Annotated in this window: 15 protein-coding genes; all 15 read left to right on the forward strand. The window is 40.4% G+C overall.

The genetic code is table 11. The annotated features are described in order from the left end of the window. Nucleotides 1–236 precede the first annotated feature (236 nt). Entirely contained in the window at nucleotides 237–749 is a 513-nt protein-coding gene (locus WMO43_RS09110) for a hypothetical protein (RefSeq protein WP_268805010.1), read from the forward strand. Nucleotides 750–965: 216 nt separating this feature from the next. After that, a complete protein-coding gene (locus WMO43_RS09115) occupies nucleotides 966–7637 on the forward strand; it encodes an NEAT domain-containing protein (RefSeq protein ID WP_353530960.1) in 6672 nt (2223 codons plus the stop codon). An 80-nt stretch (nucleotides 7638–7717) separates the two neighbouring features. Continuing rightward, nucleotides 7718–8722, forward strand: a complete 1005-nt coding sequence (locus WMO43_RS09120) for a heme-binding Shp domain-containing protein (RefSeq protein WP_055155856.1) — start codon at nucleotides 7718–7720, stop codon at nucleotides 8720–8722. Continuing rightward, nucleotides 8712–9887, forward strand: a complete 1176-nt coding sequence (isdE, locus tag WMO43_RS09125; RefSeq protein ID WP_055155857.1) for a heme ABC transporter substrate-binding protein IsdE — start codon at nucleotides 8712–8714, stop codon at nucleotides 9885–9887. The genes WMO43_RS09120 and isdE overlap by 11 nt, the downstream gene beginning before the upstream one ends. Nucleotides 9888–9901: 14 nt before the next feature. Next, nucleotides 9902–10975 (forward strand): FecCD family ABC transporter permease, encoded by a 1074-nt coding sequence (locus WMO43_RS09130; RefSeq protein WP_434784175.1) that lies wholly within the window; start codon nucleotides 9902–9904, stop codon nucleotides 10973–10975. Next, nucleotides 10965–11819, forward strand: coding sequence for an ABC transporter ATP-binding protein (locus WMO43_RS09135; protein ID WP_229092161.1), 855 nt, complete (start codon nucleotides 10965–10967; stop codon nucleotides 11817–11819). Before WMO43_RS09130 ends, WMO43_RS09135 begins: the two co-directional genes overlap by 11 nt. A gap of 68 nt (nucleotides 11820–11887) precedes the next feature. Then, nucleotides 11888–12298: a YbaN family protein gene (locus WMO43_RS09140; RefSeq protein ID WP_055155859.1), complete on the forward strand. Its 411-nt coding sequence runs from the start codon at nucleotides 11888–11890 to the stop codon at nucleotides 12296–12298. Nucleotides 12299–12302: 4 nt separating this feature from the next. Then, entirely contained in the window at nucleotides 12303–12641 is a 339-nt protein-coding gene (locus WMO43_RS09145; protein WP_055155911.1) for a nitrous oxide-stimulated promoter family protein, read from the forward strand. A 20-nt stretch (nucleotides 12642–12661) separates the two neighbouring features. Then, nucleotides 12662–14401, forward strand: coding sequence for an ABC transporter ATP-binding protein/permease (locus tag WMO43_RS09150; protein ID WP_353530961.1), 1740 nt, complete (start codon nucleotides 12662–12664; stop codon nucleotides 14399–14401). Then, a complete protein-coding gene (locus WMO43_RS09155; RefSeq protein ID WP_349084386.1) occupies nucleotides 14401–16143 on the forward strand; it encodes an amino acid ABC transporter ATP-binding/permease protein in 1743 nt (580 codons plus the stop codon). The genes WMO43_RS09150 and WMO43_RS09155 overlap by 1 nt, the downstream gene beginning before the upstream one ends. 48 nt (nucleotides 16144–16191) lie before the next feature. Further along, nucleotides 16192–16599 (forward strand): metal-dependent transcriptional regulator, encoded by a 408-nt coding sequence (locus tag WMO43_RS09160; protein WP_055155862.1) that lies wholly within the window; start codon nucleotides 16192–16194, stop codon nucleotides 16597–16599. A gap of 81 nt (nucleotides 16600–16680) precedes the next feature. Next, nucleotides 16681–17379 (forward strand): winged helix-turn-helix domain-containing protein, encoded by a 699-nt coding sequence (locus tag WMO43_RS09165; RefSeq protein ID WP_015513358.1) that lies wholly within the window; start codon nucleotides 16681–16683, stop codon nucleotides 17377–17379. Between the two features lie 314 nt (nucleotides 17380–17693). Beyond that, entirely contained in the window at nucleotides 17694–18128 is a 435-nt protein-coding gene (locus tag WMO43_RS09170) for a helix-turn-helix transcriptional regulator (RefSeq protein WP_055155863.1), read from the forward strand. 517 nt (nucleotides 18129–18645) lie between these two features. Beyond that, on the forward strand, nucleotides 18646–20613 hold the full coding sequence (locus tag WMO43_RS09175) for an ATP-dependent DNA helicase (protein ID WP_055155864.1): 1968 nt from the start codon (nucleotides 18646–18648) through the stop codon (nucleotides 20611–20613). A gap of 157 nt (nucleotides 20614–20770) precedes the next feature. After that, a complete protein-coding gene (locus tag WMO43_RS09180) occupies nucleotides 20771–21901 on the forward strand; it encodes a tyrosine-type recombinase/integrase (RefSeq protein ID WP_055155865.1) in 1131 nt (376 codons plus the stop codon). Nucleotides 21902–21906: the final 5 nt, after the last annotated feature.

Raw genomic sequence — 21906 nt, forward strand, 5'->3', positions numbered from 1 at the left:
CTTTTGCGTCCGTTGTTGTCTGAATAACAACAAAATCAAAGGAAATAACGGCCTGTTTGTTGCAATTCAGGCAACAAACTTGTAAAAAATGGTGTTGACATTGAATGGCAAATTATGGTATCTTTCAGACAAGGAGTTAGATACAAGTAACCAAAGCAATATTGTGGCTAACTTAGATGACTTTAAACTAGAATTTTTAGAACGTACTCAAAGACGGCGTTCAGAAGGAGGATTTTATGAAGAACAAATTTGTGAAGAAATTAGCGGCGGTAGCAACTGTGGCAACAATGGCTATGGGTATGAGTGTGTCTGCGTTTGCAGCGGCAGGAGACACTACAACATTAGCCACAAATCTGTATAAAGATGGAAAGTATAATGCGTCAGCTGTTGACAGTAATCTGTCTATGGGAAATGGTGCTGTTGAAGACACAACGTATGTAGAGAATAGTGATGGAACATATACAGTTACATTGAACTTTAAATCATCTTTCAAGGCTATGGGAATGAAAGGCTACCTGAAAGAAGTGGATGTGGATACAAATCAGGATGGTACATTTGGAAATGATGATTATGAAGTTGTTCATTTAGATGGAGACAGCTCCAAAGCCGTTATTGGAATTACTTTTACAACAGATTCTATTCCAACTATAAATACAAAATATGATGCGAAATTTTCGATTAATGTATTAAATGTAATGCCGGTTAATGCAGAAGGAGATATCGTAATCTTGCCAGGAGTAACAGAATAAGAATAATTTTCCGGTTATTTAGAAAAATACAGAAGGTCTGAATAATTGTTACGAGTAAAGCTGAGAGATTAAAAAATGGTCCATGTAATTGTGATAACAACAAATGATTTGGGAAAAATAAGCAATGATATGACCATAAAAGGCGGTTCGACAAGAATCGCCTTTTTACTTAGTAAGAGCAAATAACAAAAATGAATTCTGTAAGGAGAAAAAGATATGAGAAGAAAAATCTATAAAAGTTTAACTGCGATTCTTCTGGCGAGCACAATGATAACGGGAGTGGTTCAAACACCCATTACAAGCTATGCTAGTGCTGTAAATGCGATAAATGAAACACAAAATGTTTCTGAACGAGATCAACTAAAAACATTGATTGAAAAAGCAGACAAATTAAATGAGAACGATTATACCGCAGAAAGTTGGGCAGAATTTAAAGAAGTACGAGAATCTATAGATGATGTAGATGAAATACCGGATAAATTTGTGGGAGTAATTTTACAGAATTTACAGGAAGCAATTAATAATCTGGAATTAGTACAAACAGAAAATGAAGAACGTAAACAGTTAAAGGCATTGATTGAAAAAGCAGATAAACTGAATGAAAACGATTATACCGCAGAAAGCTGGGCAGAGTTCAAAGATGTACGGGATTCTATAGAAAATGTAGATGAAATACCGGATAAATTTGTGGGAATAGTATTACAAAACCTGCAGGAGGCAATAGATAATTTAGAGCCGGCGAAAGCAGAAAGCGAAGAAAGAAAACGGTTAAAAGCACTGATTGAAAAAGCAGATAAACTGAATGAAAGTGATTATACCGCAGAAAGCTGGGCAGAGTTTAAAGAAGTACGAGAATCCATAGATGATGTGGATGAAATACCTGATCAGTATGTTGGGATAGTATTACAAAATCTGCAGGAGGCAATAGAAAATTTAGAGCCAGCGAAAGCAGAAAGCGAAGAAAGAAAACAGTTAAAAGCACTGATTGAAAAAGCAGATAAACTGAATGAAAGTGATTATACCGCAGAAAGCTGGGCAGAGTTTAAAGAAGTACGAGAATCCATAGATGATGTGGATGAAATACCTGATCAGTATGTTGGGATAGTATTACAAAATCTGCAGGAGGCAATAGAAAATTTAGAGCCAGCGAAAGCAGAAAGCGAAGAAAGAAAACAGTTAAAAGCACTGATTGAAAAAGCAGATAAACTGAATGAAAGTGATTATACCGCAGAAAGCTGGGTAGAATTTAAGGAAGTACGAGATGCGATTGAAGATGTAGATGCGATTCCAGATAAATATGTTGGTACAGTTTTGCAGAATTTGCAAGATGCAATAGATGGATTGAAAAAAGCTGAAAATGATACGAAATTACAGCTTGATGATGGATATTACATAGCTAATTTAACTTGTGGAACTTTTCAAAAGGGGAATTTATTGGAGAAATACTCAACAGGTGGAATTAGTGGAACAGCATTGATTACTGCAAAAAATCATAAATACACAATCACATTAAATGCGGTTGCTGGTAATACAATAGAGTATTTTGATGTCCTTAATAAAGAATACGATCAAGATGATAATTATCAAAACAAGCTAGGAACAAAAGGCTGGTTGAATGATTCAGCAATTGTGGATACTAAAAAATATTCCGAAGCTGTTAGAAATGGCGCAACAGATGAAAATAATAAATATTGGCAAGATGTTGAGTGGAAAATAAATAAAGAAAATGGAAATGCAACGATTTCATTTTCGATGGATGATCTTGAAAGACAACTTCTTATTTATGAAACGGTATCTAGCAGTTACAATGGTGCAACATCAAAAATTTATAGAGAAAATTTAACAATAGATACTCAGAATGCTACAAAAATTGATAAAGACAATATTTCGACAAGCGGAACAATTTCTTATACAGCTAATGGAGACAGCTTTTCTATGTTTACAGATGGAGAAGCAGAATGGAATGTAACTGACAATGTCGGAACGGCAACATATACAATTGATACAAACTGGTTAGAAAATCATAGTCAAAATATTCGATGGATTAAGGACGATGCAGGAAATACAATCGATTTAAGCGAAGGTCATGTAGAACTGACATACGACTTGAATGATTATACAACGTTAGCATGTGGAAGATCTATCATATATCAAGAAAAAATATCAAATTCAATTTCAACTTACATGATTACTCTTGTTCCTAAAACTGGCAAAATTACACAAGTCAGTTTAATTGATAAAGAAACAGGAACTAAATTGGAAACGACAAGTGATATTGTAAATCCAGATGCATCGTTGATTAGTGAAGAAATTGTAGATGATCCAGACAACAAAGAAGATCCGTATGATTGTTTGATGGCTAATATTGATGGATTATACAAAAATTATTATATGGCAACATATAAAATTCAATATAAAAATGGCAGCAAACTGATCGATACAAGTAAAAAGGTTACTTTGAAATTTAAAATTCCAGATGATTGGAATGCAGATAAAGTTCAGTTAGCAACGTTTATTGACAATCTGGGAACAAATCCAAATGTAAGTGGATCAGTTGAAAAAACAGATGATGGAAATTATTTTGTAATATCAACCAATAAATTAGGTCATTATGCTCTTTATGAAACAAAAACTACACAGGATGCTGACAAATTAGAAAATGGTACATATAAAATTCCTGTATCGGTTTACCATTTGACAAAAGAGGGGCAGTTATCTATGGCAAACAGGTGCCTCGGTGGAACGGCAGAATTGGTAGTGAATGATGATGTAAAAACATTATATATGGATTATACATCTGTAGAAAACATGTCACTTACTTCTTATATGACAAAGATGTGGATTTATGGTGCAGACATGGAAATGAAGGGTAATCAGCCAACAGGTTCGTTGATTCCAGTTGTATTCACATCTTATTATAAGAATGAAGATGGAAGCTATTTGACGGATTCTTTTAATGAGGGAACACTTAACTACTATCCTAAGACGGGATATGTTCAATTGGTGAGTGATAAGGCTCAGTGGCCGGCAAGATTTAAAGTACCGATTATGGACGCTATTGGTGGTGGAAACTTTGAACAGGACGCATGGCTCACATTAGATTGGGCTAATGCGAAAAAAACATCGGATGATGTACCAAATGTCCCGATTAAGAACGGATTAAAAGAACTGTTATCAATTGAAAAAACAGCTATTCAGGCAGAGTATACAGCAGATTCATGGGCAAACATGACAAAGGCATACGATGAAGCTGAAAAAATTTATAAAAATGATTCTTCCTCTGAAGAGGAACTGACAAATGCTTATATAAGTTTAAGAACAGCCATAGATAGCCTTGAAAAGGAAAAAGCACCAGAGCTTACAGAGGGTGTCTATACTGCGACTGGAAAAATTGATGATACGGAATATATTACTGATACAAGATTCCTTGTAGGGGAAGATGGTAAAAAATCAGACATATATCTGAAGTCAAAAGATATTCAGCAGTTTGAATATTATGATCTTACATCTCAGGAATATAAAGAGGCTAAACTGATTAAGAATGACAAAGAAGAAGTTGCTGGAATTGAGTTCAGCTTAAATGAGATGGCAAATTCTGTATCTATTAGATATCAGACGGCAGATGGTAAAACTGCACAGGGATTATTAACATTTGTAGATATGTCTAAGCAGGAAGTGAATAAAGATTCCTTAAAAGAAATTATTAATACTGCTCAGGAAAAATTAAAAGACGCTGCAGAAAATCCGGAAAATTATGATTCAAAAGCTGTATCTGCATTACAGACAGCAGTTTCAAATGGAACAGAAGTATTTAAAAATCCGGTTTCTATTCAGAGTGAAGTAGATGAGCAGGTTGATGCAATCAATGTAGCAATTAATAATTTAGCTAAAGTTGCAAGTTTGGATAAACTGAATAAAGCAATTGAAAAAGCTGAAAGTAAAAATGAAGAAGAATATACAGCAACGTCTTACAATACAATGAAAGAATTGCTGAATCAGGCACAGGAATTGGTTAAAAATGAGAGTGCCTCAGTAACAGAAATTGATAAAATGACGTTAGAATTGAATGCTGCTATTAAAGGTCTGGTGAAAAGAGCATCAGATTGGACAGCGTTTGATGAAATGTATGAAAAAGCAACAGGAATTACGAATGATGCAAATTATCCGGGCTGGGATGCATTACAAACAGTAATAGCTGAAGCAAAAGCATTAAAAGAAAATCCAGATGCGACACAGGATAAGGTTGATGCAATGACAAAAACACTGGAAACAGCAATTGCAAATCTTCAGGGATCGGTAGATAAGAGTGAACTGATTAAAATGATTTCTAATGCAAAAGCATTGGATACAAGTGCATATATGCAAAGCAGTGTTGATGCATTTAACGCAGCAATTGATGCAGCACAGGCAGTTGTAAATAATCCGAATGCATCACAAAATGATGTTGATAAACAGATTCTTGCTCTTCAGGCAGCCGCAGATGCTATGTTGGAAAAAGAGAAAGAAAATGTTGTTTACGATGGTGTTTACACAATTGATGGAAAAATGTGGCACGCATCAGCAGACCAGCCGTCTATGGGAAATGCTGCATTATTAAAACCAATGCAGGTAGTTGTTTCAACAGATAAAGAGACTGGAAAAACGACAGCAGTATTGCGTATGGAGTATGCGCCATTAACAACAAGTGGATTTGAAGGTTACTTAGCGGAATTAAATTATTTCCCTGGTTGGGAAGGTGGAAAAACTGGATATGATATGCCAGATGGTGAAACACCAGTTCCAGCAACTGTAGAGTCTTACTATGAAGATACTTACGATTCCTATAATGATCCAAAGACAGGAACAGATAGTAATGTAAAAGGAAAATTATATCCGCATATTATGAACCTGACATTGGATTCACTCGGTGATAGCGAAGTGTGGGTACAGGTTTATGTCCCTGTTATGGAAGCACTTAATACAGGAAGTGGTCGTCAGTATGCAAAGATTCAATTAGACTGGGATAGTAGAAAGCAGATTTCAGGTGTTGAAACAGATAAGTCTAAACTGAAAAAACTGATTGATGAGGCATCAAAACTGGAACAGGGCGAGGCATCTGACGAAAGTTTTGCAGCTTTGCAGAAAATGATCCTTGCAGCAACAGATGTTTATAATAGTATGAATGCCGGACAAGATTCTGTAGATAATTCAGTAAAAGCATTACAGGCAGCTATTGATGCACTGACAAAAGATGAGGTAAAAACAGACAAATCAGAATTAAAGAAAGCGATAAAGGCCGCTGACAGTTATCTGAATAATTCAGACATTACATATTCAGATGCATCAAAGGCATTATTACAGCAGGCTAGAGATGAAGCACAAAAAGTATTTGATGATGAAAATGCATCTCAGACACAGGTAAATAAGTGCATTGATGCAATTAACAAGGCAATCGAATCGTTAGAAACAGTAGGTGCAGATAAAACTGATCTGAAAAAAGCCTTGAAAAATGCAAAAGAATATTTGCAGGAGACATCAAAGTATACAGCAGCATCAATTGAAGCGTTAAAATCTGCATACGACACAGCAAAAGGTGTTTATGATGATGCAAATGCTTCACAGGATGATGTGGATTCACAGGTTCGAGTATTAGAATACCTGATGAATCACATGTCAGAAGTTTCTGAAATAGAAGTAGATAAGAGCGGATTACATGATTTGTTAGTAACGGCGTCAAATTTAGCAGGAAGAGAAGATCTTTATACTAAAGAATCTATTTCAGCATTGAAAAAAGTAATAAAAGCTGCTGAAGAAGTATATGACAATAAAAAGGCAACACAGGATGAAGTGGTTGCACAGTCCAATGAACTTGTTTCTGCTATTATGAATCTGGAAGCAAAACCATCGGATTCCAACAATAATGGAAATAATAATAACGGTGGCAATAATAACGGAGGAAATAACAATAACGGTAATAACAATAATGGAAATAGCAGTGGATTAGATATAAAAAATCTTACGGATGGTGTATATTCCATTACCGGAAATATGGTGAAAATTGATAAGACTACAGCATCTATGTCAGATGCAGCTATCAATCATACAATAAAATTAACCGTTAAAAACGGAAAATATTATATTACATTGAATTTCAATGGACTCACTATTAGCCAGAAACTTGGATATTTAAGCCAGCTCAAATACTTCACAACAGGTTACACACTTGATAAGTATGGTAATCCGCAGGGAACACTTGCGGATGCTACAGTTGACAGCTATCAGAAGAACAGCGATGGCTCACTGGTTTCTGACCAGTACGGAACAAACTATCCAGATGAAGTAACATTCGAATTGATCCCGGAAGCTCTGAAGGATGGATATGTTCCGTTACAGGTATTCGTACCGATTATGGACGCTATCAGCTCTGGTACAGGTACACAGCCAGTATTCCTGAAACTGGATTGGAGCTCATTAAAAGCAACAACAGCTGATGATCCAGATTTTGATAAGAATGACAACAATGGAAATAACAACAATAATAATTCCAACGGAAACAACAACAATAATAATTCCAACGGAAACAACAACAGCTCTTCTCTTGGAAACGGCTCACTTGGAAATAATACCCTTGGAAGCAATTCTCTTGGAAGCAGCAAACTTGGTTCTTCCTCACTTGGAAGTGGTTCGTCATTGAAGAGTGGAACATCAAGCCTTGGAAGTGGTTCATCATTAAAGAGTGGAACATCAAGCCTTGGATCAGGTTCCAGCCTGAAATCAGCATCCAATGTTAAGACTAATGATGTTGTACAGAACAATACCCTGTGGGCAGCTATCCTTCTTCTCGGAGGAGTCGCTTTACTGGCAGGAATCATGGAGTACAACAAAAATAAAAGAGCAAACGTAAAATAATAAGTAGTGATTTGGCAGACGAACCCTCCCATTCCTTCGGGACTGGGAGTCTGCCAAACTCATTTAACAGGAGATAAGGAATGAAATTAGCAGCGAAAAAAAATAAAATATTGTCTGCCATTATGACTTGTGTGCTTGCCATTACTTTAATGGCAGGCTTTCCTGCTGTTAAGGCTTATGCCGCAAGCGGGACAGTGTATAGCTGTACAATTAACAGATGTTACGCACACCCGGTTACTGGAGTAATCGAAGATTCCGGTGGAGAGAGTTCTTATGCAACAGGACAGGGCATGGTAGAAGGTTGTGTATACAGCAATGGTATCTTGGAAGTATCAGACGATGGAGCTTATTATCTGACAATCCGCATGAGTCTGATGGACTACACCAGTGGACATAGTTTTCAGGTACAGAATGTAGGAGATTCCGGCTGGTCTACACCATCAGAAATCGGTATTACAGGAAATGGTTCAGACAGCAACGGTACAACAGCCGATGTGTGTATGCGTGTGCCAAGTGAAAATTGTATTGTCAGAGGCGAGATGTATGTAGAGCCGATGGGAAGAAATGTTATTTTCTATCTGTATCCGAGTGACTACAGCGAGGGTAACAATACCGATATGAACGCAACTATGGTAACAGAAAGCTCGAATGGAACAGCGGCAGAGTCCGGTGGTTCTGGTTCAGTAGATAATTCAGGTTCTACTTCAAGTGGAAACAGCAGTTTGGGTTCTGGTAATTCTTCTCTTCAGAGTTCCGGCTCATCTGATAAAAGCAGTTCTTCCAGCTCATCAAAGAAACTGGAAAGCAGTATCAAGGAAGCAGCAAAACCGAGTAGTGATTCTTCTTCACTGGATACAGAAAATCCAGTAAATTCTTCAGAAGGATTAAGTCTTTCTACTGCGAAAGATGGAACAAGTGACAGCGATTCCGATAGCGGAAATACTTCTTCCGGCAACCGGATTTTCCAGATTGCATTGGCAGTTGTAGTAACAGGTCTGATTCTGCTTGGAGCAGTATCCGGAGTGATTTATTTCTTCCGTAAGAACTGGAAACGTTGGGGAGGTGCAGAGGACGATGATGAATAGGCGTTTGAAAAAAGCATTGGCCGTTCTCCTTGCAATGACCATGATTTTTTCTCTGGCAGGTTGTGTAGACCAGAGTCAGGGAAAGAAAAGCAGTGATTCTGCTACGCAGACAGAGAGCAGTACAGATGAGACAGCCAGCAGTAAGACGGCAGATAAAAAGACTTCTGACAGCAAATCGGACAAGGATTCTTCCGATGAAGATGCCAAGTCTCTCTTAGAGATTGACGATCCGGAAGAAAAGGCAGCCGTAGAAGCAGCCAAGAAAAAAGTACAGGCAATGAAAAAAAGCCCAAGAATCATAGCGACTTCTCCGGCAACCGCAGATATTTGCGATAAGCTGGAACTGGATCTGGTAGGTGTTTGCAGTAGTACCGTATCCACAATTCCAGACAGATACAAAGATGTAGAGACAGTCGGAACAGCCATGAGTCCGGATATGGAGATTGTATCCTCACTTAATCCAGACTGGATTTTAAGTCCGGTGTCATTGCAGAGTGATCTGCAGCCGAAATATGAGGCAATCGATACTGACTGGGCGTTTTTGAATCTCAGAAGTGTGCCGGGAATGTACCGTTCCATTCAGGAGTTGGGGGAGATTTTCGACAGAGAAGATCAGGCACAGAAACTGGTGGACGAATTTACTGAATTTTACGATGATTATAAGAAAAAGAATGAAGGAAAAGACCATCCGAAGGTTATGATCCTGATGGGACTTCCTGGCTCTTATATTATTGCAACACCGAATTCCTATGTGGGAAGTCTGGTGGAACTGGCAGGCGGAGAGAATGTATACTCTGACACCGATCAGGAATTTTTGACGGTAAATACAGAGGACATGAAAACCAAAGAGCCGGATATTATCTTACGTGCCGCACATGCACTGCCGGATCAGGTGGTAGAGATGTTCAATAAAGATTTTGCGGAGAATGACATTTGGCAGCATTTCGATGCGGTGAAGAACGGCAGAGTTTATGATCTGACTTATGAGTATTTCGGCATGAGCGCCACGTTCAAATATCCAGAGGCATTGGAAGAATTACAGCCAATCCTTTATCCGGAAAGTGATGAAGATACAGCAAAAGCAAAAGAAGCCAGTGACAATGCACAGAAGAAAGCAAAGGATTCTGACGCAACTGAGAAATACAACGAACAGCAGAGCAAGTAGAAAGGAGAGGGCAGATGAAAGAGACAGAGTTAAACAATACTTCTGAGACTTCTGAAATGGAAGTCCAGAACCTCTCCGGTCAGGATAAAGCAAGAAAGCATCGGAAAACAGCAAAAGCAGCAATTTCCTTTATTGTAATGATCGTATTGCTGGTTGCATTATTCTTTGCGGCAGTGAATATCGGACGCCTGAAAGTCAGCTTCCCGGAACTACTGAAAGGATTATTTGTAAAGTACAATGAAGACGTGGCAACAATCTATGACTTACGATTCCCACGAATTGTAATCTCCATGTTAGCCGGAGCTGCGATAGCGGTATCGGGTGTGTTATTTCAGGCGGTATTAAAAAATCCACTTGCCGATCCGGGAATCATCGGTATTTCCAGTGGAGCAAGTTTTGCGGCGGTACTCATTACCGCATTTGCACCGACTTTATTTTTCTTCACTCCATTATTTGCATTTCTTGGCGGTGTGATCGCATTTGTCTTAGTTTACAGCCTGTCATGGAAAGGGGGATTAAGTCCCTTAAGAATTATCCTTGTCGGTGTGGCAGTCGATGCAATGTTCACCGGATTATCCAGTGCGTTGAATTCAATGAATGGCGGAAACATGTCTGGCGTGGCAGCCATCGTCAATGGTAATATCACAATGAAAACTTGGGATGATGTGAAAACCTTAGTACCGTATGTAATTATCGGACTGGTTCTGGCACTGATTATGACGAAGATGTGTAATCTGTTAGCACTGGAAGATAAGACAGCACGAAGCCTTGGAATCAATGTCAATGCAATGCGTATCGTGATTTCACTGATAGCAGTATTGCTTGCAAGTATTTCCACAGCAGTAGCCGGAGTGATTAGTTTCTTAGGACTGATTGTTCCGCATATCGGAAGAATTTTAGTAGGAAGCGACCACAAGGCATTAGTTCCATTTAGTGCTTTGTTCGGAGCGTTTACGTTCCTGCTGGCAGATACCATCGGAAGAACGATAGCTGCTCCGTATGAGGTATCCGCATCCATCATTATGAGTGTGGTCGGAGGCCCATTCTTCATCATTCTGTTAAGGAGGTCTAAGAAGTATGCGAAGTAAAGAAAAGAATATGGATTTGACTTCTACAGAGAATGAAGCAGCAAAGAAAGTGAAAAAAGCGGATAAGTGGGCAGACAAGCCTGCGATGGAAGTTAGAGATCTGCACTTTTCCTATGGAAAAAATAAAGTCTTAAAGGGCGTATCCCTGAAGATTGAAGAAGGTAAAATCACAACGATTATGGGAGCAAACGGATGTGGAAAATCTACATTGTTTTCCCTGATGACGAAAAACTTATATCCGAGAAAAGGAAATATTTTCCTCAAAGGAAAGAATATCCAGAACCTGAATTTAAAAGAATTTGCCAGAAAGGTTGCGATTGTTCAGCAGTATAACAGTGCATCAGACGATATCACCGTTGAGAATCTGGTGGCATTCGGAAGAACCCCACATAAGAAAATGATGCAGGGAGACAGTGCCGAAGATGAGCGTATGATTCAGTGGGCATTGGAAGTAACCAATCTGACAGAATATCGTGACAGAGAAGTGTCAAGACTTTCCGGTGGACAGCGTCAGCGTGTATGGATTGCAATGGCACTTTGTCAGGGAACAAAGACGCTGTTCCTCGATGAGCCGACTACCTATTTGGATATCCGGTATCAGATTGAGATTCTGCAACTGGTGAAAAAACTTAATCAGGAATTTGGAATAACCATCATCATGGTACTGCACGACATCAATCAGGCAATCGCATATTCAGATAATGTCATCGGCATGAAAGATGGAAAAGTGCTGGTGGAAGGTGATCCGGAAGAAGTGATTACGGAAGAGAGCATCCGGGAACTGTATGGCATTGAGCTTGGTGTGACAAGGGTTGATGGACGGAAGTTTGTGCTGGCGGTGTAAGAAGAAAATAGTAGTAGAACGACAAGAAATAAAGGGGAGGAAAACTCCCACAGGAGAACAGAAAGAAGATGAAAAATCCTTTAAAAGTAGTATGGATCGTGCTTGGATTTCTTTGCCTGGGACTTGGTACGATAGGAATTGTACTTCCTATCCTGCCAACCGTTCCGTTTTATATGGCAACACTGTTTTGCTTTGCAAAGAGTTCTAAGAAACTGCACGACTGGTTCGTAGGAACGAATCTTTATAAGAAACATCTGGACAGTTTTGTTCAGAAAAGAGCCATGACAATAGGAACAAAATGCAAGATTATCGGAATGGTAACGGTAGTCATGGCAATCGGCTTTATCTGCATGAAGAATGTACCAATCGGAAGAATCTGTATCGCAGTGGTTTGGGTATGCCACCTGTTATACTTCTTACTTCGAGTGAAAACTTTAAAAGTGGGAGAAGAATTACCGGAAGGTGCAGAAGTGGAATAATATGATGGATAAAGTAGAAAAGAAACGACAGAAGGAACAGCATGTCGTGGAAGAGATGATCCGGCTGTATTGCCGGAAAAAACATCCGAAAGAAGACAGGCAGGCAGGGCAGATTTGTCCTGTCTGTCAGGAACTTTTGGATTATGCAAGACTTCGAAGTGAAAAGTGTCCTTTTATGACAGAAAAGACATTTTGCGCAAACTGTAAAGTGCATTGCTATAAGCCAGAGGTGAGAGAACAGATCAGGCAGGTTATGCGGTTTTCAGGACCAAGGATGCTGATTTATCATCCGGTGCTTGCAGTATGGCATTTGATATGCAGTAAAAAAGAATCGAAAAAATAAACAAAAAGGTAAGATAAACTATGATTAAAACAAGACTGGTGGGGCTGTTGTCCCACGCAAAAAAGTATATCGTGTATACGATTTTGTGGCAGTGGGCAGCCCTCCTGTCGCAAGTGTTGGCAGTCTTTTCTATCGCAGATTTACTGGAACGGGTAGTGTACCGGGCAGTAACCGTACCGATCATTGAGCGGACAATACTGATTTTAGTTCTGGTTGTGGTGATTCGATTTATCTGTGAACGGATGGGAGCAAGGTCTTCCTATCTGGCGTGTGTGGATGTAAAGCGGATTCTGCGTGAAAAGATTTATGAGAAAATGTTAAAGTTGGGAGCTTCCTACAGTGAGCAGGTATCCTCTTCGGAGGTCGTACAGGTGTCAACTGAGGGTGTGGAGCAGTTGGAGACATACTTTGGAAAATATCTTCCACAATTATTTTACAGCCTGATTGCACCACTGACATTATTTATCATTCTTTGCAGAGTGAGCCTGAAAGCGAGTGTGATCCTGCTGATCTGTGTACCACTGATCCCGATTTCTATTGTGGTGGTACAGAAAGTGGCGAAGAGATTATTAAATAACTATTGGAGCATCTATACTGGACTGGGAGATTCGTTCCTTGAAAATTTACAGGGACTTACCACACTGAAGATTTATCAGGCAGACCAGCAGAAAGCAGATGAGATGGATGTGGAATCCCAGAATTTCCGTAAGATTACGATGAAGGTGCTGACCATGCAGCTCAATTCCACAAGCGTGATGGATATTGTTGCCTATGGTGGAGCTGCGATCGGTATGGCAGTCGCGGTGTCCGAGTTCTTAAAAGGAAATATCAGTGTGGCAGGAACGTTATGTATCGTTCTGCTTGCCAGCGAGTTTTTCCTGCCGCTCAGACTGCTTGGTTCATTCTTCCATATCGCAATGAATGGTATGGCAGCGAGTGATAAGATTTTCAAGATTTTAGATCTGCCGGAACCACAGGCCGGAGAAAAAACACTGCCGGAGGTCGCGTTAGATGTTACATTAAAAGATGTGCACTTTTCTTATGAAGAGGACAGAGAGATTTTAAAAGGAATAGGCTTAAATCTTCCGGCAGGAAGTTTTGTATCACTGGTTGGTGAATCCGGATGTGGTAAGAGTACGATTGCCGGAATCCTTGCAGCAAAGAACCGGGGATATAACGGAGAAATTACCATCGGTGGCGTACCGCTTAATGAAGTGAATGAAACCAATCTGATGCAGAGGGTTGTTCTGGTTCGCCATAACAGCTACCTGTTCAAAGGTACAGTAGAAGAAAATCTGAAGATGGCAAAACCGGACGCAACGAAAGAAGAGATGGAAGCTGTCCTTCAGAAAGTGAATCTCTTAGGGTTCTTACAGACACAGGATGGCTTGCAGACACAGTTGCTGGAAAAAGCAAGTAACCTGTCCGGCGGTCAGTGTCAGAGACTGGTGATTGCCAGAGCGTTGCTTCGGACAGACAGTGCGGTTTATATTTTTGATGAAGCCGCATCCAATATCGATGTAGAAAGTGAAGAACTGATCATGAATGTGATTCACGAACTGGCAAAGACAAAGACGGTGCTTCTGATCTCTCACAGACTGGCAAATGTTGTGAAGTCTGACAAGATTTATTTCTTAAAAGACGGAGAAATCAAAGAAAGCGGAAAGCATGACGAACTGATGTGCCGGAATGGTGCGTACAGACATCTGTATGAAAGCCAGATGGCATTGGAAAACTATGGAAAAGGAGGAGTGGCATAATGAGTGAAAATACGAATACAACAAAACGCAGAAGTGCCCTCCAGATCATGGGAAGTCTGATTGGTCTGGTAAAACCCCTGCTCCATATCATGCTGGCAGCAATCATCCTTGGAACATTGGGTTATTTATGTGCAATCTTCCTGACGATACTGGCAGGACAGGTCATCGTGCATGGTCTTCTGACAGGAGTAGCCGGAATGATTGTTCCGGTGGACAATATGTGGCTGGTATTTACTCCAGTAAAAACGATTATCACAGTCATGATCGTAATTGCAGTGCTTCGTGGAATCCTGCATTATGTGGAACAGTATTGTAATCATTTTATCGCATTTAAGCTGTTGGCAATCATCCGCCATAAAGTGTTTGCAGCACTGAGAAAGCTCTGCCCTGCAAAACTGGAAGGACGGGATAAGGGAAATCTGATCTCGATTATTACAACTGATATTGAATTACTGGAAGTGTTCTATGCACATACCATTTCTCCGATTGCGATTGCAACACTGACCTCAATTATTATGGTGATTTTTATCGGAAGATATCACTGGTTAGCAGGCGTGCTTGCACTGGGAGCTTATCTGATTGTCGGAGTAGCCATCCCGATGTGGAATGGAAAACGTGGCAGCCAGAAGGGAATGGAATTTCGGACAAACTTCGGAGAACTGAACAGCTTTGTTCTGGACTCTTTACGAGGATTGGACGAGACCATCCAGTACGGACAGGGTAAAAAGAGAAAAGAGCAGATGTCTGAGCGTTCCAAAAATCTTGCAGGAATGCAGGAGTCATTAAGCAAAATGGAAGGCTCACAGCGTTCATTTACGAACATGGTTATCCTGCTTGCATCCTTTGGAATGCTGGCACTGACAATCTGGCTGTACGACAAAGGTGCGATGGGATTCGAGGGAATCTTAACCTGTACCATCGCAATGATGGGTTCTTTCGGACCGGTAGTAGCATTATCAAGCCTTTCCAACAACCTGAACCAGACATTGGCAAGTGGTGAACGTGTTCTCTCCCTTCTGGAAGAGACGCCGCTTGTGGAAGAAATTCCGGGGGATGTGGAAACTTCCGGTGCAGAGAGCATGGAATATGAATTTAAAGGAGCAGAGGCAGAGAACGTAACATTTGCTTATGGTGAAGAAGTTATTTTAGATAACTATTCACGGAAATTACAGCCGGGTAAAATCACAGGGATTCATGGTGCGAGCGGTTCCGGAAAATCTACACTCTTAAAGCTGTTGATGCGGTTCTGGGATGTGCAGGATGGAAGTGTATCGGTAGACGGTACAGATGTCCGCAAGATTCCAACCAAGCATTTAAGAGATATGGAAAGTTATGTTACGCAGGAAACACACCTGTTCCATGATTCCATTGCAAACAACATTGCCATCGCAAAGCCGGGAGCATCCAGAGAAGAGATTATGGAAGCCGCAAAGAAAGCATCTATCCATGATTTCATTATGACACTTCCGAAAGGATATGATACAGAAGTCGGAGAACTGGGTGATACGCTGTCCGGTGGTGAAAAACAGAGAATCGGAATTGCAAGAGCATTTCTCCATGAATGCCCCCTCATTCTACTCGATGAGCCTACATCGAACCTCGACTCTTTAAATGAGGGAATTATCTTAAAATCATTGAAAGAATCGGCTGAGAAGAAAACAGTTGTCTTGGTATCCCACAGAGTATCCACAATGAATGTGGCAGATGTGGTATATGAAATGGAGAACGGCAGAATTTCTTAACAGCAGGAATGGAGAAGAAATACTTTCCGAAAGGGGAGAAGGTAGTAGATGAAACTTGGAAAATCCAGAGAAGATTATCTGGAAGCGATGTACATCTTGAAACGTCAGAAAGGATATGTCCGTAATTTTCTGCTTTGTAATTATCTGAACTATTCCAAAGCAAGTGTTTCAGTTGCGATACGTGGATTGGTGGCAGAAGGATACGTAATAAAAGATGAACATGGCTATGTTGAACTGACGGCGGAAGGGAAAAAGATTGCTAAAAAGGTTTATGCAAGGCATTTGCTTTTGGAAGAATTCTTAGAACTGATAGGAGTATCTCCGGAAACTGCAAATCACGATGCATGCCGGATGGAACATACAATCAGCGAAGAATCTTATAAAAAGATTCAAGAATTGGTACGGAAGATGAAGGAAGAGAATACGTTAAACGAAGAAATGAAATTAACGAATTAAATCAAAAACAGGAAAGGCGGTGGAGAGATTTCACTGCCTTTTCTGCTTTAAAAATGAAGTAACATAAGAAAAGGGATACAAATGAAAAAAGTATTGATTGCTGCGGATGAGGTAGATAAGTGGAGTCAACTTTGTGAAGGGTTAAAAAATGAGTGGGAATGTACGACCGTTAATCTGGATGTGTTTGAAAAATTCCATACCATAGCGGTCTATGACGCAGTATTGATGCTTGTGAGAAATGATAACGGAAAGCTGGGCAGGCTGATTTGGGAAGTCCGGCAGTACAGCAGGGCTCCGATTATTGTAGTGATACCGGGGATTCAGGCGGTAAAAAAGTATATCGAATGGGGTGCAGACCTGGTATTTCCACATCCTTCGGTCAGCTTGATCAACACGTACCTGTATGCATTACTCAGACGTTCCGATATCACATGGAACACTGGAAGAAAAAGAGAAAAGCAGGAGATCATAAGGAAAGGAAAACTTCTAATTGACTGCCGTTATCATACTGTTTACTGGGGGAAGCATGAGCTTGCAACCCTAAATGAGCGAGAAAAGGCATTCCTGTATCTGTTGGCAGATGCCTCCAGACAGGTAGTTACCCATGAGATTATCTTTGAACAGTTATGGAAAGAACCATATGGAGATGACTCTGCCAACATGATCTGGTGTTTTGTACGCAGACTCCGCAAAAAAATGGAAAAGACAGAACCGGAGGCTGCAAAGATAATTCAGAGTATACGAAAGGTGGGATATTATTTAGATATAGACAGACATTGAGCAAAATGTAGAAAAATGTCGAATTATGCGAAAAGTGACTGGCAGATGACTGTTACATTACACAGTTCTGACAGTCTTTTTCTATATACTTCTTTTTGTGGTGTTTTAGTAAGGCATGACAAGGAGAAGAGTTATATTTGCATCAATGGAAGTCCTTAAAAAAACAAAAGAGTAAGGGAAAAAGAAGTGCTGTAATCGAAGAGGTTGCAGCATTTTTTTATTCGACATTTTTCGAACATTATAACGTACATATCCGGTCACCGCCATGCTCCGATTTGATTTCTATACCAAAAATCAGATCGGAGGAAAGATAAATGGCTTATAACAAGACAAGTGAAGAACGAAAGTGGAATTATTGGAAAGAACAGGAAGAAAAGAAACTGCGTGAACTGGGAATGGAAGAAGAGAAGATCCAAAAGTTGCGCCAGATGGACAGGGAAGATTTTCTGGAAGAGCGCAGATACCGGGAACATCTGGATGAAATGATGCAGGATATGGATTCCATAAAACAAAGGGACAGAGGACGGTTTGCACAGGATATCCGAGAACTTTTAGACAACATTGGAGACCGACGGATCTATGAATTATTAAAGGGCACAGAACATCAGACATTAGAGATACTTTTGCTTAGTACATGGGGATATTCAGGAAGAGAGATTGCCAAAATTATGGGAATGGCAGAACAGACCGTTTATACCAAAAGAAACCGTTTAAGAAAAAAATTAAATAATTTGTCGAAAATTGAATAATAACAGCATTTTTCATCGGCTATTTAATAGGCAGGTAAATTTTGCCAGTGTACTTTGACAATCCTATACCAGCATTACAGGTACGTTCCCGTAAGTAGAAGCGTGTTAGGAAGGCGCGAGGACAAATGAAAATGACAGGAAAGAATATAAAAAATTCTTTGCTGGTGTTTTTGTTTCGAGCGAATCCACTTTAACTGAAACAGGACCGTGGCGGTCTTTTGCAAGGATCACTTACGAGGGGATAATGATACATAGGAACTGCCAGTGAGCAGAGGATGGACTTTGGGTTGTAATCAGCAAGACCTTTAGAAAATCCATGAGTGGTGCAATGCCAAGCACCCGCCTGTAATGTTCCCGTAAGGCAATGGGGGAGTCGAGGACAAATACAACGCCAAAAAACAAAAGTATAAGAAATCAAGGGAGAATGTGTCGTTGATATCAGATACATGCGACTGTAGGGAGAAATCCTTTACAGCCGTATTGATGTGGTATCAGCACGCATATCAGGTAACAAATTATGTATTACACAAAAGAATATTTAAAAAGAGCGCATCGTGAAATTGATACAATCTTTCGTGTGCTGTTTCCAGAACATGGAATGGCAGTAAGGGAAGAACAGATTATGTTATGCCACGAAATGCTGGATAACCTGCTGGGAAGAAACATAGCACTGTGTGATGCGGGTGTCGGTATCGGCAAGACGTATGCCTATCTGGTGGCCTGTGTTCTGATGAGAAAATATTCTCTCCTTGCAGAAGGATGTTCCCCTTATGAGCAGCGTCCGATCGTGATATCCACTTCCAGCATTACACTCCAGAAAGCAATTCTTACAGAATATATCCCTTTTCTCTCCCGGATTCTTCAGGAGAACGGGACGATTCAGGCCCCTATTAAAGCTGTGATACGAAAAGGGAAAGAGCATTTTGTCTGCGATGAGAGGTTGGAGCAACGAATCGTTGCAATCGAAGAAAAAAACAAAAATGCGTTGCAGAAAGAAGCTCTGCTGTCGTTGAAAGAACATTATGATATGGACGAAGTGTCCAACTTAAGTGGGTTTGACAGAAGGATGGTGAGTGTACCGAAGTTCTGTTCGGGAGATTGCCCGAAAAGAGGCTCATGCAGGTATCAGCAGTATCTGGAGCGTTCCAGAGATCGTGAAATGTTCATTCAGATCTGTAATCACAATTATCTGCTGGCTGATGGTTATCACAGGCTGCAGGATTACCGCCCGTTATTAAAAGACTACCGGGCATTGATTGTCGATGAAGCACATAAGCTGCCGGATGCGGCAAAGCAGATGTTCGGGAAGAGCCTCTGTTATGACGATATCCGGGAAATCTGCTTTTATCTTGGGAAAGAGTACCAAGGCCCGGAGATAAGAAAACTGTCTGGGACGATCCGTATGGTGCTGGACATCATAGGAGAAAACCACAGAACCAGATATGGGATAAAAGAAGAATTCCACATGACAGAAGAGTGTGCAATGTATTTATGTGAGGGGATACAGACCATGAATAAGATCATAGAAAAATTAGAAAAGAAGATTCCGAAGTGGATCAGAAACAAGCTGGAAGAAACCAGAAGTGTGTTGGAATACTTTTTCCATCAGGATAAGAAGTATGTACTGCATCTGAAGCAGGACCATGATCACAGGATTATATTGTGTGCATCCAGCAGACGGATTCCACAGTATCTGGACCAGATGTTATGGAGCAGAGGAATGGGAGCGATTCTTACAAGCGGAACTTTAAAAACCGGACAGGGATTTTCCCACATTCGGAAAATGACAGGATTACAGAGAGTGCGGAGAGTCCGGGAATATGTGGCAGATTCCCCGTTTGAATATCAGAAGAACTGTCTTTTATATCTGCCTAAGAATTTGAAAAAATCCAGAAGAGGAAGTCAGGAAGAGGCGGAGATGATAGCAGGCCATATCCATTCACTGATCTGTTCGACTTACGGGCATACGCTGGTGCTGTTCACATCTTATCATTTGATGGGAAACGTTTACCAGATGTTAAGGGATGAAATTCCGTTCCCGATGATAGAGGTGTGGAGACATTCACCGGAAGAGATCACAAGATTTAAACAGATGGACAATGCTGTCCTTTTTGCAGCCGGCTCCTGTTGGGAAGGAGTAGACTTCCCTGGAGATATGGTATCTTCGCTGATTATAGTAAAACTGCCCTTTGCTGTTCCTGATCCCATCAGCGAAGCACAGAAGAAGGAATATGCCAGCCTGAAAGATTATATTCAGGCAGTGATTGTTCCAGACATGCAGAAAAAACTAAGACAGGGATTCGGACGGGCGCTCCGCACCGAGACAGATACTTGTGTCGTGTCCATTTTAGACGAGCGTGCAGGAGAAGGCGGCAGGTATCATGAGGAAGTGATGTGTGCGCTTCCAAGCTGCAAGATGGCAAAAGACATCAAGGATATCCAGCACTTTATCCGAAACCGGAAAGGCGTGGAATACTACCTGTAACCGTTCGTGGTTCTGCTACAGAAATAGCAGATTTAGCACGAAAAGTTTGGTCGTATTTCAAGGGCGTTTTCGGTGGGATTGTTGGTATTGATGAATAGCTATTTCGGCATGAAGTGGGTATACTGTGTATAGCGTTAGAGGAAAGGCGGTGAGCAGCATGAAACGATACAAAGTGGAAACACAGAGGGAAGGCTCGGTAAAATATTTCTTTATCCGGGATATGGAATCGTTGGAAATCGTGTTGCTCCCAAGCAAATATCTAATGCATCAGGTCAGGGCGAATCGTTCTCCGAACACAATACGGAGAAATGCATTTGCCCTTGCCTATTATTGGGAATATCTGCTGGAAAACGAAAAGAAAGCAGAAGATATCTATGAGATGGATTACGAAACACAATATGATTATTTCGCAGAATATCTAAAATGGCTGAAAGCCGGAAAACATACTGACAATTTAGAAAATGGACCACAGAATAAAACCTGTAACGCTTACTTAAAAGAAGTGTTCAGGTTTTATTGTTTTTTAGAAGCGGTCAGAAATAACGGTTCTTATTTATCCGTTCTTTCTTATAACCAGCCTATTACAAGAGCAAATGCTATCGGAGTCAGAAGAACGCTGCGTTCCCGCTCTTTTAAAGGGTATCTGAAAGAAGAGGAACGGGATGTGAGGGCAGCCGAAAAGAATGAAATCATTACGATTCTGGAAGCCTGCACAAACTGCCGGGATCAGGTATTGATTCTGCTGACATCAGAACTCGGATTTCGTATCGGTGAAATTTTAGGAATCGATTATACAAAAGATATCGACTACGAAACCCATGAAATCAGGGTGAATTTCCGAGAGGACAACGAGAATGATGCAAGGGCAAAAAATGCAGAAGAAAGAAGAGGACGTCTCAGCAATGACACCTTTGAATTCCTGCTTTATTACATCGGAGAATACTGGGACATCCTGCAAAAACAGGAATATCTGTTTATCAACATCAAAGGGGATACGACAGGAAAACCAATGAAGGTAGACAGTGTTTACGATATGTTTGAGAGGATGGAGAAAAAGACCGGAATCAAGATCACCCCACACATGCTTCGGAGATATTATGCAAATACCAGATGGGAATCGGACTGGCCACTGGAAATGATCAGTCAGGCATTAGGCCATAAACATCTGGACACAACCATACGGTATCTGAATGTTTTAGATGACAAGCTAAGGACAGCAAGTCAGGAATTTTACCGTCGATATTCCAATCTTTATAATGTCAATCAATTTTTGGAAAGCAGGAGGTGAAAATA

It is taken from the genome of Maccoyibacter intestinihominis (genome assembly GCF_040096355.1).
Taxonomy (GTDB): domain Bacteria; phylum Bacillota; class Clostridia; order Lachnospirales; family Lachnospiraceae; genus Maccoyibacter; species Maccoyibacter intestinihominis.